The sequence below is a fragment of the Oecophyllibacter saccharovorans genome (genome assembly GCF_006542375.1).
Classification (GTDB): Bacteria; Pseudomonadota; Alphaproteobacteria; order Acetobacterales; family Acetobacteraceae; genus Oecophyllibacter; species Oecophyllibacter saccharovorans.
Genome location: NZ_CP038143.1, coordinates 721,732 through 738,356, shown reverse-complemented (window position 1 = coordinate 738,356; position 16,625 = coordinate 721,732). Strand labels below are relative to the sequence as shown.

13 protein-coding genes and 1 tRNA gene are annotated in these 16,625 nt (G+C 60.5%); 7 read left to right on the top strand and 7 right to left on the bottom strand.

What is annotated here, in order from left to right:
• The first annotated feature begins 645 nt into the window (after positions 1–645).
• Together E3E11_RS03200 and E3E11_RS03195 are read left to right on the top strand one after the other, a co-directional pair.
• Positions 646–1,086 (top strand): hypothetical protein, encoded by a 441-nt coding sequence (locus E3E11_RS03200; protein ID WP_141451157.1) that lies wholly within the window; start codon positions 646–648, stop codon positions 1,084–1,086.
• Between the two features lie 525 nt (positions 1,087–1,611).
• Positions 1,612–3,276: a carbohydrate porin gene (locus tag E3E11_RS03195; RefSeq protein ID WP_331250973.1), complete on the top strand. Its 1,665-nt coding sequence runs from the start codon at positions 1,612–1,614 to the stop codon at positions 3,274–3,276.
• 330 nt (positions 3,277–3,606) lie between these two features.
• On the opposite strand, the gene E3E11_RS03190 is transcribed toward E3E11_RS03195, so the two are convergent.
• The gene (locus E3E11_RS03190; protein ID WP_141451156.1) at positions 3,607–4,125 is read right to left on the bottom strand and encodes a hypothetical protein; all 519 of its coding nucleotides are present in this window, start codon (positions 4,123–4,125) and stop codon (positions 3,607–3,609) included.
• A gap of 226 nt (positions 4,126–4,351) precedes the next feature.
• On the opposite strand from E3E11_RS03190, the gene E3E11_RS03185 reads away from it, so the two are divergent.
• Positions 4,352–5,134 carry a hypothetical protein gene (locus tag E3E11_RS03185; protein WP_141451155.1) on the top strand — a complete coding sequence of 261 codons (783 nt, stop codon included), beginning with the start codon at positions 4,352–4,354 and terminating at the stop codon, positions 5,132–5,134.
• 37 nt (positions 5,135–5,171) lie between these two features.
• Here E3E11_RS03185 and E3E11_RS03180 read toward each other — a convergent pair whose 3' ends face one another.
• Positions 5,172–6,512: a hypothetical protein gene (locus E3E11_RS03180; RefSeq protein ID WP_141451154.1), complete on the bottom strand. Its 1,341-nt coding sequence runs from the start codon at positions 6,510–6,512 to the stop codon at positions 5,172–5,174.
• A gap of 270 nt (positions 6,513–6,782) precedes the next feature.
• On the opposite strand from E3E11_RS03180, the gene E3E11_RS03175 reads away from it, so the two are divergent.
• Positions 6,783–7,925 (top strand): metallophosphoesterase, encoded by a 1,143-nt coding sequence (locus E3E11_RS03175; protein ID WP_141452086.1) that lies wholly within the window; start codon positions 6,783–6,785, stop codon positions 7,923–7,925.
• Between the two features lie 84 nt (positions 7,926–8,009).
• On the opposite strand, the gene E3E11_RS03170 is transcribed toward E3E11_RS03175, so the two are convergent.
• Positions 8,010–10,622: a membrane-bound PQQ-dependent dehydrogenase, glucose/quinate/shikimate family gene (locus tag E3E11_RS03170; protein ID WP_141451153.1), complete on the bottom strand. Its 2,613-nt coding sequence runs from the start codon at positions 10,620–10,622 to the stop codon at positions 8,010–8,012.
• 365 nt (positions 10,623–10,987) lie between these two features.
• On the opposite strand from E3E11_RS03170, the gene E3E11_RS03165 reads away from it, so the two are divergent.
• Genes E3E11_RS03165 through E3E11_RS03155 form a run of 3 tightly spaced genes read left to right on the top strand, consistent with a single transcriptional unit; the run spans position 10,988 to position 12,638 of the window.
• Positions 10,988–11,680, top strand: coding sequence for an HNH endonuclease (locus E3E11_RS03165; protein ID WP_141451152.1), 693 nt, complete (start codon positions 10,988–10,990; stop codon positions 11,678–11,680).
• Positions 11,681–11,697: 17 nt separating this feature from the next.
• On the top strand, positions 11,698–12,315 hold the full coding sequence (locus E3E11_RS08500) for a hypothetical protein (protein ID WP_196778311.1): 618 nt from the start codon (positions 11,698–11,700) through the stop codon (positions 12,313–12,315).
• Positions 12,279–12,638, top strand: coding sequence for a nucleotidyltransferase domain-containing protein (locus E3E11_RS03155; protein WP_196778310.1), 360 nt, complete (start codon positions 12,279–12,281; stop codon positions 12,636–12,638). The genes E3E11_RS08500 and E3E11_RS03155 overlap by 37 nt, the downstream gene beginning before the upstream one ends.
• 315 nt (positions 12,639–12,953) lie before the next feature.
• Here E3E11_RS03155 and E3E11_RS03150 read toward each other — a convergent pair.
• From E3E11_RS03150 to E3E11_RS03135, 4 genes are all read right to left on the bottom strand, one after another.
• A tRNA-Glu gene (locus E3E11_RS03150) sits at positions 12,954–13,029 on the bottom strand.
• Between the two features lie 111 nt (positions 13,030–13,140).
• Positions 13,141–15,087 (bottom strand): single-stranded-DNA-specific exonuclease RecJ, encoded by a 1,947-nt coding sequence (gene recJ / locus E3E11_RS03145; protein ID WP_141451151.1) that lies wholly within the window; start codon positions 15,085–15,087, stop codon positions 13,141–13,143.
• A 331-nt stretch (positions 15,088–15,418) separates the two neighbouring features.
• Positions 15,419–15,832 carry a hypothetical protein gene (locus E3E11_RS03140; protein WP_141451150.1) on the bottom strand — a complete coding sequence of 138 codons (414 nt, stop codon included), beginning with the start codon at positions 15,830–15,832 and terminating at the stop codon, positions 15,419–15,421.
• Positions 15,833–15,990: 158 nt separating this feature from the next.
• Positions 15,991–16,617, bottom strand: a complete 627-nt coding sequence (locus E3E11_RS03135; RefSeq protein WP_141451149.1) for a hypothetical protein — start codon at positions 16,615–16,617, stop codon at positions 15,991–15,993.
• Positions 16,618–16,625 lie beyond the last annotated feature (8 nt).

Here is a 16,625-nt window from a genome sequence, read left to right as displayed (position 1 = left end):
GGGACGAGGCGAGAAAGCCGGTTTTTCCGGAACTATCCGGATTTTGCGGGAATCTTTGGGGAAAAGCCCTGTGCGGATACCTGATCAGACAGTGACCGGCTTTAGCAGTCGGCAGTCAGTCAGAGGTAATGCGCCTTATGGGCTGATACGCATTCCGCTGCACATGAGCGGAGGCATCATGCCGCCCATCATGAACCCATCAGCCCGTACGCAAGAGGAGGACAGAAGTGCCACAGTCTGGGCAGCCTGTCGTCTGTTGCCGGTCGTAAGAGCGGGGAAGGGCATGAACGCTGTTCCTGGTGGAAGGGGCGATGATTCAAGACTTCTAGGGTAGCGGAAATTGCCGCTACGGCTTACCCCATCACGATCAGCGTGGCCTGACAAGATATAATGACTGAAAATATGCTTTTTGAACAGCAACTGCCGACATGACTGTTGGATAATCCCACAGGGGAAGATTCTGTTGTCAGTATCCCTGCTTGGGGCACAGAGCTGCTTTGCGGGCGGGGAGATCAGGGCTTGAGTTGGGGGCAGGAACAGGGCACGCTTTCATGGCGAGGTTCACATTGTCCGGAAGTCATTCCACCAGGCCTGTCGTCCTATGGATAATTCTGGGGATATTTGTGGGATGAAAAGGGTACAGCCATGAGTGAACAGATTTTCGAGCTGGTGGGCTATGGCGCTGAAGTCCGCTCTTTCGGCAGTCAGCTGGGCAAATGGGGTCGTGCCGGCAGTGACCTATATGCCGTGTTGCAGACACCGTTCACGCCGCTCAATGAAGCCCATAGCGCCCTGCTGGACCTGCTGAAAGTGGCGTATAATGACGGTTTGGGCGATAATCTGCTCAAGCGTTACAAAGCCCTGGTGCAGGATTTCACTTTTGATGGGTTTGAAGAGTTCTCGACTCGCCTGGAAAAGGCCACACCGTTCTTCAACAAGTGGGTGCAGGGCGTGCGGTTCTACAAGACGCTTTTTGCCCAGGGTGTGGATAAAATCGAAGTCACCCCCGCCCAGGCGGAAGAACTGGCCCAGCTGCATCAGTATCTGGAAGCCAATATCTACCTCGTTCTGCCCAGCCTGTTCTGAGCCCGCGCCCGAAATCCGGGCACAAAAAAAGCACCGTCCCGACGGGGTTCGGCGCATTTTTGAGACACAGCATCAGCCCAGAAGAGAAAACTCTTCCGCCTTCCTTGAAGTCTGCTTTCCTCTGTGAGGGGCAAAGACTTCTGAAGACTGGCGTCGCGCGCTGTGATTTTGGGATCTCCACGACAGAAGGTGGCGGGCTGATCCGAAGATCACCATCTGCTGCTTCGTTGTCGGGAGAAGTCCTTTATAGGGGAATGCCGAGTGTCTGTCAAGAAGAAATATAGGTTCATATAAAAATAATATGGATGCTTGCAAAGGCTCTGTCTGTCCTGGTGGAGGGATCAGGCTTTGAGGATCTGTTTCCGGAAATTTAACGATATAGGAACGGATTAAGCCGCTTCTGGGTAAGGGGAATATAAATCAGAATTTAATCCGATCTTAAAACGTAAACCTTTTGAAAACCTACTCTGTGATATGTAATGCCGCAAAATTCAAAGGCGACGTGAGTGGCGGATGCAAGGGATTGTGGCAGAGCAAGCAGAAAAGACCTTGCAGGGGGATGAAGAACGGGCTGGCAGAGTGGAATTGCTCTGGCTTTGCGGCGTTTTCAGCCTGTGGACCTGGCTGCAGCGGTTTCGGGGTGGAGAAGTTCTCAGGCCGGAAGAAGGCTTTTCCCTACCGCTTCCGAGCACGCCCGACCCGCTGGTTCAGGTGATCGGGCAAGGATGGAGCAGCGGCATGGGGTCGGCCTGCATGACGCTCCTTGCCCTGATGGCCCTGCTGTTCTGCCTTTTCGCCCCTGCAGCCCGGGCCCAGGTGATGGACAACAATATCGAGGCCCAGCCGGAAATCCGCGTTGCAACCCCGCTGCCGCCCAAGCGCGATGACGATATTACGGTGCCCGCCTTCAACACGCCCCAGGCGGTTTTCCCCACCGGCTTCGGCGCGCTGTCGTGGCTGCGCAAGCGGGGGGTGAACTATCTGCTCTCCAACACAAATGAATTTGCCGGCGCCATTACCAAGCCCACCAAGGGTTTTCCCACCTACAAGCAGGGGGCCAGCAATGCCGGGCAGACGGCGATGTCGCTGGATGTGAACTGGGAGCAGATCCTGGGCATGCGCGGTTTCGCCACCCATGTCATCACAGTGGGGCGTTACGGCACCACGGCCAACCGCATGTTCGGGGACTGGCTCAACCACGCCTCGGAAGACTATGGCGGCGGTGGCAATGTGGTGGTTCATCTCGTTACCGCTTACGGCGAGGAAACGCTGTTCGGCGCACGCCTTTCCATTGCGGCGGGCCGGCTTGGTGAAATGGCCAACTTCGAAAGTAGCCCGCTTTTCTGCAACTTCCAGAACGGCAGCATGTGCGGACGCCCCAAGGCAGCGACAGACAATCCCTATGTCAGCGGTTATCCCGGGGCCGTCTGGGGCGGGCGTATCCGTGGCCGGCCGCAGCGCTTCATCTACCTTCAGACCGGCGCTTATGCAGCCGAGGAAGGCATTTACGGCGTGGCGCAGCACCGCACCGGCTTCAAATACAATGGCGCCACCATCCATGGCGTGCGCCTGCCTTTTGAAGCGGGGTGGGAGCCCGTGTTTCAGAACAAGTTTCCCGGGCACTACAAGGTGGGTGCGGTGCTGATGACAGCGCCGACAGCGGATAATTACCGCGATGCCAGCGGCCAGCCCTATGTGCTGACAGGACGCAAGCCGGCCATGAAGCGCAACACCTATGGCGCTTGGTTCATGATGGACCAGCAGCTGCTCAACCATTACCACGACAAAAAGCGCGGCCTGATCTTCATGACGGGCTTTCTCTACAATGATGCTTCCGTTGCGCTGCGCGAGTGGGAGACCTATGCGGCCCTGATCGACCGCGGCATTTTCCGCAGCCGGCCTTACGATACCTTCGGCATCGCTTTCACTTACGAGCGCATGCCTCATGGCGTGCAGAGAACCGATGCCCTGCTTTTGCACGGCCGCCATTCCGCGCCTTATGGCTCCATGCCCAATCACGCCACCGGCATCCAGCGCCATGCCAGCGTGCTGGAGGTCAACTACGCTGTGCACGTGGCGCGCGGCATCATTGTGCAGCCTTTGTTTGAATATTTCGTCCGCCCCAATGGGCAGGGCAATCTGCGCAATGCGGCTTTGCTGGGCTGTAAAACGATGGTCGAGATTTTCTGATATTTTCTGGCGGTTTTCCGAGCTTGGTTCCGAAAATCGGACACAAAAAAAGCGCCGTCCCGACGGGGTTCGGCGCATTTTTGAGACACAGCATCAGCCCAGAAGAGAAAACTCTTCCGCCTTCATTGAAGTCTGCTTTCCTCTGTGAGGGGCAGAGACTTCTGAAGACTGGCGTCGCGCGCTGTGATTTTGGGATCTCCACGACAGAAGGTGGCGGGCTGATCCGAAGATCACCATCTGCTGCTTCGTTGTCGGGAGAAGTCCTTTATAGGGGAATACCGCGCGCCTGTCAAGGGAAAATATAGATCTATATAAAAATAATATGACTCTTCATGAAGGCGGCGTGACAGCTGTCTTCGAGGGAGCCGAAAAAGGCGTTGAGCTGGCAGCAGGAGCCCCAGGCAGTTTGTCGAGTTGCAGCTGGTTGAGCTCTTCGGTCGTCATGGGCTTGGTCGGCACCGGGCGTGCAGGCGCTGCGCTCTGGGTTTGAGGGTGTGCGGACGCCTGCGCCGAGCCCCCAGCCTGACCGGAACTTGACTGGCCGGAACCAGCCTGACCGGAAAGCGTGACGGTTGCAGTCTTGGTGGGGGCAGGCGTGGGTTTGGGCGGGGGGCAGAGCGCCATGGTGCTGACAGGCCATGTGGGCCACAGCAGCCCTTCGGCAAAGCTGGCGCTGGCATGGACCGCACCGGGCCTGCAGTAAAGGGAGTGCTCGCTGCAGCCGCCCAGCATGCCTACTGTCAGAACCGCACCCAGAAGCGACCCTGACTTCATGAGGCTGGCAGCAGGGCCGAAAAGGAAGAAAACCCTGGCAGGGAAGGGGGCATGGGTTTCCGGCAGCGCAGTCATGTGAATTCCCCTCGTTCAGATGCGTAAATGGGTTGTTTCAATTATTCTGCAAGCAAACCTAACTTTCCCATTCTTTTCTTGTCTTTGCCTGCCAGTGTTTACGCCTTTGCCCCAGGCCGTGGTTTTTGGGTGACGGGGCAAGGCGCCTACCTGTTCGCTTTGGGGCGTGTTACGAAAAGAGAGTTTTCAATTCCTGCACGCCCACCCCACCCAGGAGATCCGGCCCATGTCTTCCCCGCCTTCCGTCCTGCTTGCGCTTTGGCAGGCTCTGCACCGTAACAGCACCGCTCTGCTGACGGTCATGTTCGCCCAGATTCTGGCCTTCGGGGTGCTCAATGCCTCATGGGGGGGCTTTCTGGCAGCTCTTGCCACGTTGCCTGCCTTTACTGGTGATGCTGTATCTGTGGCCAATATCAACCAATGGATAAATCAGGTCGGGCAGGCGATCGTGAATGGTCCGGCAGCTTACTGGCTGTGGCAGGGGATCGCCCTGCTGGCGGGTTTCGGGCTGATCATTCCCTTCTGCCGTCTCCTGTACCAGCGCCGCGGGCTGTCTCATGAAGTCAGGGCCGCTGAGCTGCACGCGCGGCTGACGCACACTGCTGAAACTGCTCAAACTCCCACAGAACCAGCTGGCGAGCAGAAAACAGCACTTTTTGATTCACAGTCAGGACTGATCTTCCTGAAACGCCTCCTGCGCAATGACTTCTGGTGCCTGCTTCTGCTGGGCCTGGTGCTGGCAACCCTGGTCCTGCTGGCCCTGCCCTGGATTCTGCTGGACGGCATCACCCTGGTGGCCACCCTCATCCCCGCAGACTGGATCCCGGCCTCCCAGCTTGCGGAACTTCAGAACGCCTATGTTACCTTCATTCCGGTTTTTCTGGCGCTGTGCCTGAGCTTCCTGCTTATCGTGGCTGTCCTGCTCCTGCCCCTGCTGCTCCTGTGCCTGGCCTTCGCCTTCTACCGCCGCTGGACTTTAAGCGTGGCGCTGAAACGATTGCAGGGCTGAAAGTGCTCCCGGTGAGGAAGCAGGCCTTATTCCTTTCTCACCAGGCGTAATAAATCCCGAACTGGGGGGAGACGATGTGGGGGGTGTTGTGGCCGGCGGCGGTGACGACCAGTTCCAGCGCGCCTGAGAGATTGGGGCTGTAGGAATATTCCAGTGTCGGGCCGATCTGGTAGTCGGTGGACCAGCCGGTGCGGTGTGGGGCGTGCTTGGTGGGGTCGTTCTTGTAGAAGCCGTGCACCTTGGTCGAACTGGACCAGTCATTGAACAGGTCGAGGCCGAACACCCAGGCGCGCGTGATGCCGAATTCCATCGTGATGCCGTTGGTGCCGTAAGGGCCCGGGTGGGCACTGCCCCGGAAGCCCTTGCCTGTGCCATAGGCTGAAATGTTGCGCAGCCGGGCTGATGTCACGGGCGTGCGGGCAAAGCTCCAGATACGGAAGCGCACCTCACGCTGGAAGAAAGGCTGCACGAACTGCAGCAGCATGCCGTAACGCAGGTTCCACGTGCCTGTGCCCCCGGCCTCAGAAGCGCGCGAGAGGTTGGAGTAACTGCCTGTGGGGGCCTGAAAGCCCATATAGGCTGTCAGCGAGGGCGAATAGGTGCTCTCGAAACGGTAGTTCAGATCCACCGGTAGGTCATTGAACTGGACCTTGCTGCTTTTGACCTTGGTTCCGCCTGCAGTGCGACCGCCCGAGGTGATGCCCCATGTCGGCTGCACCACGACGGAAATGCGGTTATTGAGCGCCTGCTTGAACCATTCATCCTGGGTGAAGGTCTTCATGGAGCTGCCACGCGTCTGGCGGCCGTGCGAATCAAAACGCCCGACCGGCAGATTGCCGATCGACATCGGCTCGAAACCGCCTTCCCCTTCCAGGAAAGCCGGGGAATAGCCGATCATTGTGCCGGCATACCACTGCTCAGGCAGGGGTTTCTTGGGAGCCAGCCAGCTCAGATTGATGGTCGGCCAGCCGTTCTGCAGGCTGATGAACGGGCGCCCATGGCCTGAAGTCCGTGCCTTCTGCTGCATGCCGGGATAGGTGCTGGCATCCGTGGGCCGCAGCGGCTCGCGCCCCTTAGTGCTGTTCTGCACCTTCAAGCCGGCATTCCCGCTGCTTTCCTGCGGCCGCGTGCTGGTGCCGCCAGACGAGCCGGGACTGGCTGCGGTTACAGGGGTATTGGAAGCAGCCTTCGCATCAGGGACCAGAAATGCCGCACTCAGCACGCTCCCCAGAGCTGCGCCGCTCAGGCCCAGCCAGGTCAGGCTGCCCCGGCGACGGATGTAATTGCCGTGACGGAAAAAGGAAACAGGAATGATTGATTCGCTGGGGAAACGTTGTGCTTCACCTGCCGTCCGGTTGCACGTCAGTGCAGAGGCCAACGAGAAACTTGGTGGGACGTCGTTCCTGAAGCGGTTTGAAATCATCCGTGGGCGTGGCTCTACTGCTGGAAGGGCGCGGCGCGAGAAATCAAAGAGAGAATCCCTGCCTACCTAGCCGCGCCCGGGAAGTCAAAATCTTTGCTTCCCTGTTCACATCCTCCGGGTGGCATTATCCTGGGCTTTTCCAGTCCACGCGCGGGTCTCGGGTTCTGCGGGCCTCTGCCTGAGGCAAAACCTGAATCCAGCGCCTGAACATAGGTTGTGATCGTCTTGCGCCTGCTCGTCTTCGCTGTTCCCCTACTTATCCTGCTCCTGAACTGGCTGTGGCCCCTGCCGCTGCCCCTGGCCGGCAAGCTTGTCGCGGCAGTGCTGATTGTCGTGGTGGCTTTCTATCACCAATGGTGCCGGCTTTCTTCAGGCTCCGTGCTGGTGGCGGAGATGCCGCGCCCGCTCATCATCCTGTTCAACTGGGCTTTCGGCACCCTGCTGTTTCTGGCCCTGCTGCAGCTGGGGCTGGACCTGGCGGCGGCAGTGCGGGCGCTGGTTGCAGGGCACTGGGTGGCTGTCGGCACGGCCCCGCGCGTGGTGATCGCGGTTGTGGCAGGCATTCTGGCGGCCTGGGGCGTGGCCAGTGCGGTCAGGGTGCCGCCCATCCGGGACGTGACAGTCACGCTTCCCGGTCTTGACCCGGCGCTGGATGGCTATTACCTGGTGCAGCTGAGCGACCTGCACGTCACCCGGCTTTTTCCTGTCCGCTGGGTGGCACAGGTGGTGGCGCGCGTTAATGCCGCCAGGCCTGACATGATCGTCGTGACAGGAGACTTCATTGACGGCTCTGTGGCCATGCGCCGCCAGGACGTTGCAGGTCTGGCTGCGCTGCAGGCGCCGGACGGCGTGTTCGGCGTGCCTGGCAACCATGAATACGGCTTTGACTACGGGGCCTGGATGGCGGCGCTGGAAAACCTGGGCATACAGATGCTGCTCAACCGCCATGTGGTGGTGGCGCGCCCCACGCCTGAACCGGCACGGCTGGTGATCGCCGGGGTGACGGACCGTGCAGCCGCCCATTATGGCGAAGCGCCGCATGATCTCGAAGCGGCCCTGGCTGGTTGCCCGCCGCATGTGCCCATTATTCTGCTCGATCACCAGCCGGGCGATGCGCGCAAGGCAGCCCGGATGGGTGTAGCGCTCCAGCTTTCAGGCCATACCCATGGCGGTATGCTTTACGGGCTGGACCGCCTGGTCGCGCGCGGCAATGACGGTTTCGTTTCAGGGCTTTACCGTGTCAGCAACGGGCGCGGCGGCAGCATGGCGCTGTATGTGAGTAATGGCACCGGCCTGTGGCCCGGCTTCGCCCTGCGCCTGGGCATTCCACCCGAGATCACACGGTTCCACCTGAAAGCGGCTCGCTGACCTTCCCGCTCTGGCACCGGATATAAAAAGGGCGCTCCGGATGCGAGATCCGGAGCGCCCTTTTTTGTTCTGACCGAGCCCGGTTCAGGAAGGCTGAGAGGTTGTCTCAGAGGATGTTTTCTCGCCGGGCGCGCTGGCGGGCGCGGCCGTGGAAGCCGCCTTGCTGTTCTTTTCCGGCAGGGCGAAGGCCATCATCAGGTCCCCGGTGGGGCCGTTATGGTTCATGCCACCGACAGAGACCAGGATATACTGCCGCCCGGTCTTCGGGGAGACGTAGCTCATCGGTGTCGCGCTTGAGCCGATGGGCAGCGCATACTGCCACAGAAGCTTGCCGTTCGCCCCGTCATAGGCGCGCAGGTAGAAGTCCTGGTTGCCGCTGAAGAAGACGAGCCCGCCAGCTGTCGTCATGGTGCCGGCATAGGTGGGCATGCCCATCGTCATCGGCAGGTGGGAGGGGATGCCGAAGGGGCCCATCTTCTCCACCGTGCCGCCCTGCACCTGCCAGGCGATCTTGTGGGTATCCATGTTGACGGCCGTGATGGTGCCGTAAGGCGGCTGCACGCAGGGGGCGCCGATGACCGAGAGCCAGAACTCCGTGATCATGCCGTAAGGCGTGCCGTATTGCGGTGCGGGGCCGTGACCGGCATCGGTGAAGGGGTTGGGGAAATGCCCGTGCAGCAGCACGCCGGTGAACTTGTCGCGCGGCACCTGGAAGAACAGGCTGGGCACGCGGATGTCGTTCATCATGGCGAGATGGTTAACGGGGTCATAGGAGACGCTGCCCCAGTTCAGCCCGCCAATATTGCCCGGCTGCTCGATGCTGGGCCGCAGCGAGGCAGGGGTGAAGTCACCCGTGTAGTAGACCTTGTGGAACTGGATGCGGCACAGCAGTTGGTCCAGCATCGTCGCGCCCCACATGAACTTTTCGGTCAGGTGGTCCGCACCGATCGTGGGCATGCCCACAGAGTAGGGCTGGGTGGGTGAAAGCTCTTCGCCCGGCAGCTCGCCCTTGGCGGTGGCGACAGGTTTTTCCTCCACCTTGGTGATCGGCTCGCCGGTCGCCCGGTTCAGGAAGAAGATCTGCCCGCGCTTGGTGGTCTGGATGACAGCTGGGATCGTGCCGCCCTTGCCGTCCGGCACGTCCACCAGGGCCGGCTGGGAGGGAAGGTCGTAATCCCACACGTCCTTGTGGACGGTCTGGAACTTCCAGCGCGGCTTGCCGGTCTTGATGTCCAGCGCCACGATGGAGGAGTTGAAGAGATGGGAGACACGCTTGCGGTTGATGGTGTTGTAGTCGGGCGTATCATTGCCCAGCGGCACATAAACCAGGCCCAGCTTGTCGTCATAGGCGGCGGAGGTCCACATGTTGGGGGTGCCGCGCGTGTAGTGCTCGCCCGGCGGGGGCGCGCCCGTCCAGTCCGGATGGCCCATGTCCCACGCCCAGGTGAGCTTGCCAGTGACCGCATCAAATGCACGGATGACGCCTGAAGGCTCGCCGCGCATCATGTTGTCCATCACCCAGCCGCCGATGATGACCTGCCCGCGCGCCACGGTGGGGGCGGCGGTCTGGAAATAGAAGCCCGAAGGCACGCGGCCCATGCCCTGGGTGAGATCGACGACCCCCTGCTGGCCGAAGGTGGCGCAGGGCTTGCCGGTATCGGCATCCAGCTCGATCAGGCGCGCATCGATCGTGGTGTTGATGAGCCGGCGCCTGCAGGCTGAAGGCGGCGCCAGGGCTTCGTCAGCATCATTGGTCCGGGGCGCCCGGGAATCACCTGCCTGCTGCGCCGCTTCCTGGACCGCGGCAGGCACTTCATAATAGGCCAGACCGCGGCAGCGCTGCCACGGAGCGGCAGTGGTGGAGACGGTATTGTAGCGCCAGCGGATCTTGCCGGTATCGGCATCCATCGCCACGATGATGTCATTGGGGGTGCAATCAAAAACCGTATCGCCGATCTGCAGCGGCGTGTCCTGGCGCACGCCGGGGCCGAGGTCCCCCGTATGGGCCTGCCAGGCCAGCTTGAGGTCTTTGACGTTGTCGCGGTTGATCTGCTGAAAGGGCGCATAGCGCGTGCCGTGATTGGTACGGCCCCATGCGGTCCAGTCGGAGACGTTCTCGCCAGCCGCTTTCAGCGCTTCAGGCGTGGGCAGCTTGTAATCAGCCAGCTGCTTGGCATCAGGCGTGATGATCGGCACGTTCATGAAGCCGCGCCCGAAGCCGAGCACGCAGAGCACGAGGCCGACCCAGCCGCCGCATGTGGCGGCCTTGCGCCAGCTTGCCGGCATGCGCGGCGCAGCCGCCGGGCTGTAGAGAAACAGGGCGACGACCGCCAGGCCGAAGGGCATCAGCAGGCGCGGGAAAAGGGCCCAATAATTCGCACCGCACTCCCAGAAGGCCCACGGCAGCGTCAGCAACGCTGCGCCGACGACACAGAGCAGGGAGAGGGTCGGGCGGCCGAAATAGAACACTGCCGCCGCCAGCATCGCCAGGCCGAACAGGACATAATAGGGCGAGCCACCCAGATGCACGAGATACCCGCCGAACCCGACAAGGTAGAGCCCGATCACGGCCAGAATGCCGACCCAGGCGCAGGAGATCACATAGAAGCCCCGCGAATGCTCAGCCCGGAAGGCCTGCAGGGGCGAGAGGCGGGCACTGCTTTCGCCGGACCCGCCCGGCCCGGAATGTCTAGCCATGAAACAGCTCTCCATATTCAGGGTGTGGCCCGCGTTTTGAACACGCGCCACCAAGATGACTGCTGCCCAGAAAGAAGTTTCTTCCTGAGAAAGTGAGATTGTTTCAGTAAAGACATATTTAGAAGTGATATGTCAATGAAACGTCAGCTCTGATGGTAAATGGAAGCCCGCTGGACTTTAAAGAACATGAATTACCAGCTTTGGGATATATGTTTTACTTTTAGTGGCTGCTCTAAGCTTTTCGGACAGAATATATGCTTGAGTAGAGGAGCAGATATGTCCGCTTACGCCTTCACAACTGACCAATTGTAACCCAAAAAATTCTATATTTGTAACGCAGGTGAATGACAAACGGGGACTTGTTGATGACCCAACGTAAGGCAATACCGGCGGAGACTAAACTGCGACTATTTTCTGAGGCATCTGGTCATTGCCAAAACCCAGATTGTCTCGAACCACTTTTTCCAGTCGAATTGGGTGGTGCTAAGCATATCGCTGAAATGGCTCATGTCGTTCCACATGGTGAGGCTGGGCCGCGTCGCGAAGATCGACCCAACGATAGCTTCGACCCTGATGTGTTCGAGAATTTAATCCTGCTTTGCCCGACATGCCACACGAAGATTGACAAAGATCCCGCTAGCTTTCCGCGTAATATTCTTTTGGATTGGAAGGAGAACCACCTTGCCAACCTTGCTACTAAGCAAGGGATTAGGGCCTATGTCAATCGCTGCATAGCGAGAGAGGCGATTGCCGGATTTATGGCCGAAAACAAAGCTATTTGGAACAGGTTTGCCCCGGAGCATGGGACGGACTTTAACTATGATCCAGAGTCCGAAGTTGCAAAAGGATGGAGCAAACGGATGCGAAGCGTTATTCTACCCAATAACTATCGGATTCAAGCAATTATCAGAGCTAACTTAGGGCTAGCCACGGAAGATGAACGTCGGATCTTCGCGGAGTTTCAGGAACATGTCCGCGGTTTGGCAGAACGCCATGTGTGCAACGTTTCTGGACGTGCGATCCGGTTTCCCAAAGCGATGGAAGACATGTTTTTATGATGTGGCAGGTGGAATGCATGCTCGCGCTCCTTGATAAGGAGCCGAATATAAGCGCGCAGCATGTGGAAGGAGAGTTAATCCGGCTTGAGGCTGAGAATCAACCAGGCGTCTTGGCCGTGATATCTGCTGCACATAAAATCGATATAGCGACAGCAGTAAGCTACAGGGGAAAATACCCGAAAATGGATTTCCTGTGCGGTTATAGGAAGTCCTGCATCTGGCCCGGTGATACAATCGAAATTCTTCAGGAGGCTCGCATCGGCTGGGGTAGTGCCGCAACCTTGACTTCGGCAGTGCTTGAAGGCAAGGCGAATATCGCCTCCCACAAGACCTACTTTTTCTGGGATCGGCTCCTTCGGCAATATTGGAGTGTGCAGAAGGTAATTCGGGAATATGACCGCATTTACCAGATTACGCTCAAGACCGGGACTGTGCTCAGAATCGGTATGATCGCCGACTATGAGCCCACCGCGGACGCTGTGCGCAGCCTCTGGGATGAGTTTGGGTCTGTCGATATTGTTTTGAATATCAATCCGAATGGAAATCCGTCGGCGGAAGCGGTTAACGCCGGTGCTGAGCTTGGATGCAAGGTGATAAAATGGGAAGAGCTAAAGAATTATTTGAAAACGGCCTGATGACGGCCGGCGAGGTAGCAGTCCATCTACTCGGTAGCTGCAGGTCCCTAGAACAATTTTCCGCCTACATGTTCGGTTCGGCTTTGCGTGGTATTGGTGAGGATATCGACATTCTAATCGTCGGGCCTGGTGGTAACGCACTTTCGCAGTTGAAGCGGGAACTTCAGGTAGCAGGCGAGTTTCTGCCACTTCACATCCTCTACATGTTGCCTTCCGAGGAGCGGCATACCGATTTTGTTGCGAAAGAAAAATGTGTATCCCTCGAGCAGGTGATGGTTAATGACCGTGCCCTTCGTGCGGCCTTAAGACCAACGACTAGGTAGCGGCCCAAAGCTAGCATTTTTCAGTGCCATGGTAAAAATACCGGAGGTGCCGGAGGTGGAAACCTGCCTGTATGTACAGACCCAGGGTGTCGGAGAAGCGATAGGCCTTCTCCCGCGGTTTGAGACTGCGAATTTTCGCGTCCGAAAGTGTTTTCGGCCCGGCCATCCCCATCCCCAAAATTGCTACCCAGCGAAATACCCAGCTTTATGCTGGACGCACTAAGACACCTCTAAACCGATCTGTACAAGAGATAACAAAAAAACCGCAGTTTTCTGCGGCTCTCATACTGATATGAATTGATTTGGAGATTCTTCTGGCGTCCCGTACGGGATTCGAACCCGTGTTGCCGCCGTGAAAGGGCGGTGTCCTAGGCCTCTAGACGAACGGGACTGGAGGCGTGAAGGGGTGATACCAGCGGGACCCGTGGCGGTCAAGGGGATTCTGGGGGCGGGCGCGTTTTTGGAAGGGCGTTTCCGGCACCAGGCGCAGGGTTTGTGCGCTTCAGGCCGGAGCGGCGTCTTCAATGAAGAAAGTGACGCTCTCGCGCTCCTGCCAGACTTCGCTGCGCAGGTGGCCTGCCACGTGCATCAGCGGCATCGTGCGGTCTTCGAGCAGGGCGGCAAAAGGCTTTTCACTGGCGCGGAACACCAGGCCCTTGAGGCGCGCGCGACCGTCCTCGCCCTGCAGCAGCACCCGCAGCGTGTTGCCATCACGGCCGATGCGGTCTGCCTTGACGCAGCGCACGTGCCCCACAGCCAGCAGGGGCTCGGGGTTGCCAGGGCCGAAGGGGGCCAGACAGGCGAGCTGACGGGCCAGAGCGATGGTGGCGCCGGTCAGGCTCACCACGCCGTCCAGCTGCAGGTCCGCCTGGCGCGGGCGGGTGCGGGCTTCACCCAGGTATTGGTCCAGATGGGCATGAAAGGCGGGGAGCTGCGCTTCTTCCAGCGCGAAGCCGGCTGCCATGGCGTGGCCGCCACCTGAAAGCAGCAGTCCGGCGCGCTGGGCCGCCAGCACCGCTTCCCCCAGGTCCAGCCCCGCAATGGAGCGTGCTGAGCCCTTGACTGAAACCCGGCCCTGCGCGTCCTCCACACGTGCGCCCACGAGCACGGGGCGGTTGAAGCGTTCCTTCAGCCGTCCGGCTACGATGCCTACCACGCCCGGATGCCAGGCCTGGGGCGTTGCGCCTTCAGGCGTGACTTTGCCGGTCTCGTCATGAACCAGGATCACCGCATGCCCGGCTTCAACCTGCGCCTGCGCCTGTGCCAGCGCGGCATCGAGGATGTGGCTTTCCACCGTCTGGCGCTTGCGATTGACGCCGTCCAGCTCCTCAGCCACGGCGCGCGCCTCGCCCAACGAGGTGCTGAGCAGCAGTTTCAGCCCCAGCCCGGCGCGGGCGATGCGGCCGCCGGCATTGATGCGCGGCCCCAGGGCGAAACCGCAGCTCATCGCATTGCCCATGTCGCGCACGCCCGCCACTTCAGCCAGGGCCGCCAGACCGATGCGCCGGCCTTTCTCAAGCACCTTCAGCCCCTGTGTCACCAGGGCGCGGTTCAGCCCGCGCAGGGGCATGACGTCGCAGATCGTGGCCAGCGCGGTGAGGTCGAGCTGGGCCATGAGGTCCGGGGCAGGATGGGTCTCAAACCAGCCCTGCCGTCGCAACTGCCGCTGCAGCCCCACCATGGTCAGGAAGGCCACCGCCGTTGCACAGACATGGCCGAGCCCGGAGCGGCAATCAGGCCGGTTGGGGTTGACGACAATGCCGCGCGGCAGGCGCGCTTTTCCGCTTGCAGGCTCAAGATCCGGCTTGTGGTGGTCGAGCACGATGCGGTCTGCCTGGCCTTCAAAACTATCCAGCACGTCCAGCGCCGTCGTGCCGCAATCAACACAGACCAGCAATGTCGCGCCCTGCTCCATGAGAGCCTGCAGGGCCGGGGCATTGGGGCCGTAGCCTTCCTTCATCCGGTCGGGGATGTGGGTGCACACCGTGCAGCCGAGCGCACGCAGGGTGTCCGCCAGCAGGGCGGTGCCGCAAGCCCCGTCAACGTCGTAATCGCCGAAGACGCCGATCGTCTCGCCGCCCTGCACCGCACGGGCCAGGCGCGCAACCGCTTCATCCATGCCGGCCAGGGTGGAGGGATCGGGCATCGCATCGCGCAGGCGGGGGGTGAGGAAGGCAGGCACCTCCTCCAGCATCAGACCGCGCGCTGCCAGAATGCGCGCCGTCAGGTCGCCGATCCGGTGCTGGCGGATCATCTCCTGCGCCGTTTCCTGTGTAGTGGTGCTTTTTCCAGGCGTGTTGTCCTGGGGGCCCAGTCGCCAGATCCAGCGCCGCCCTCCAGCGCTGGCATTCACGCCGAAAACCAGGGCCTCAGCCTCCGTGGCCGGGGCAGGTGGTGTATTGCTGGTGGAGAAAGAGGCGTGCTCGGCATCGGGCAGGCGGGGGGTCATGAAGTCTTGTTTAGCACGCACCGGAGGCCGTGCAAGGCTGTGCTGGAGGGGGATGGTGTGCGTGCCCCTCCGGGATCAGGCGCAGCGGCGTGCTTCTTGTGAGGCCTGTAAAAGGTAGGGGGCAGCGGTCGTGATCTCGAGCGCAAGAAGGGTCACGCCGTTGAGGGCACGGTCTCCCAGCGGCAGGAGGGCGTCACTCTCCGTCCAGCGCCGGTCTGCTTCCCGCCCGTGCCAGCCGGTCTGGTTTGGAAGGAAACAGGGCGTGCGGTCAGGGGGCGGTTACGCCATCAGCCTGACAGCACGCCGGGCCTCATGGGCCGTTTTTCGAGCGTCAGTCCCCGGCAGCCGGGCTCATGCCCAGTGCCCAGGCGAGCCCTTGAGCGCCGAGGACCAGGCAGACGAGCAGCAGCCCCATAAGAGCTACGATTTCCATAGAGCGGGGGGAGGAGAGTCTGTGGCTGCGCGGCATGAGGCACATCAGCACAGGCAGAACAGGCGGGCAGAGGAAGCAGAGTGCACTCCACAAGACCGCCTGCCACCAAGGCCGGCCCGTCCGCCGGGCGCAGATCATGGCTGCCGTGGCGCACAGCACGCCCAGGCCCAGCAGCATGGCCAGCATCGGGCGTGTCAGGGGCAGCCAGCTTTCCGGCGTGGCAAAAACCTGCCGGGCCAGGACGTTGACCGGCGCGGTCGGGTCATCATCAGCCAGGGAAGGGCCGAACATCGGCGGGGTGAGGAGAAACATGCCGGAAAGAAAAAGGCTGGAGAAAGCGGGAGCGGAAAAGCGCGGCTCTCTCTAGCACGCGCCTGCGTTTCCCCACCAGTCCCTCTTTAAATTTATGCCTTCAAATGTTCTACCGGCTTGCCGGGTCTGTATTCTGGCCGGATCAGCGCGCAATCTGCTCAGAACTTCCGCCCGACATAGCCCAGGGTGGGCACACAGCTGCGCAAAGCCTGTACCAATGTGTTGAAATGCGGTGGGAGCGTCAGGGTGAAGTGCTGCTTGACCGAGGGCAGCACAGTCACACGCGTGCTGCCCTCAAGTGCCTGCAGCAGGGAATGCGCCTGCTCAGGGCTGAGATAGGTCACCTGCATGGCAGGTGTGGCATTGAACATGGTGAATGGCAGGGCCGTATCGCCAGCCTGGAGGGTCAGCGCACTTTGCTGACCTGGTTTGAGCGGCGGGGCGCCTGGGGCACGGACACTGTCGAGCTTCCATCCCTGCGGTCCTGCTACCAGCATGAAGGCCAGAGGCGTGGCCCCTGATCCCCTGGCGCCTGAAGAGACATAAAGCGCGCAGAACCGTGTGGAAGGCGGCGGTTCCACTGCAGGCTCTCCCTTAGCGGGTGCTGGCTTCACAGGTTCTGGCGGCGGCTCATGCGGATCAATATGCCGCGCCACCACCCAGCCGCCTGACTGGGCCAGCACTTCCGTATAAGCCGGCATATCCGGTGCAGCTTGAGCAAAGCATGGCGCGGCAGAGGCCAGAAAGAGGGAGGACAGAAGTGCGGGGAAGCGGGGAAAGCGCATGGATTGAG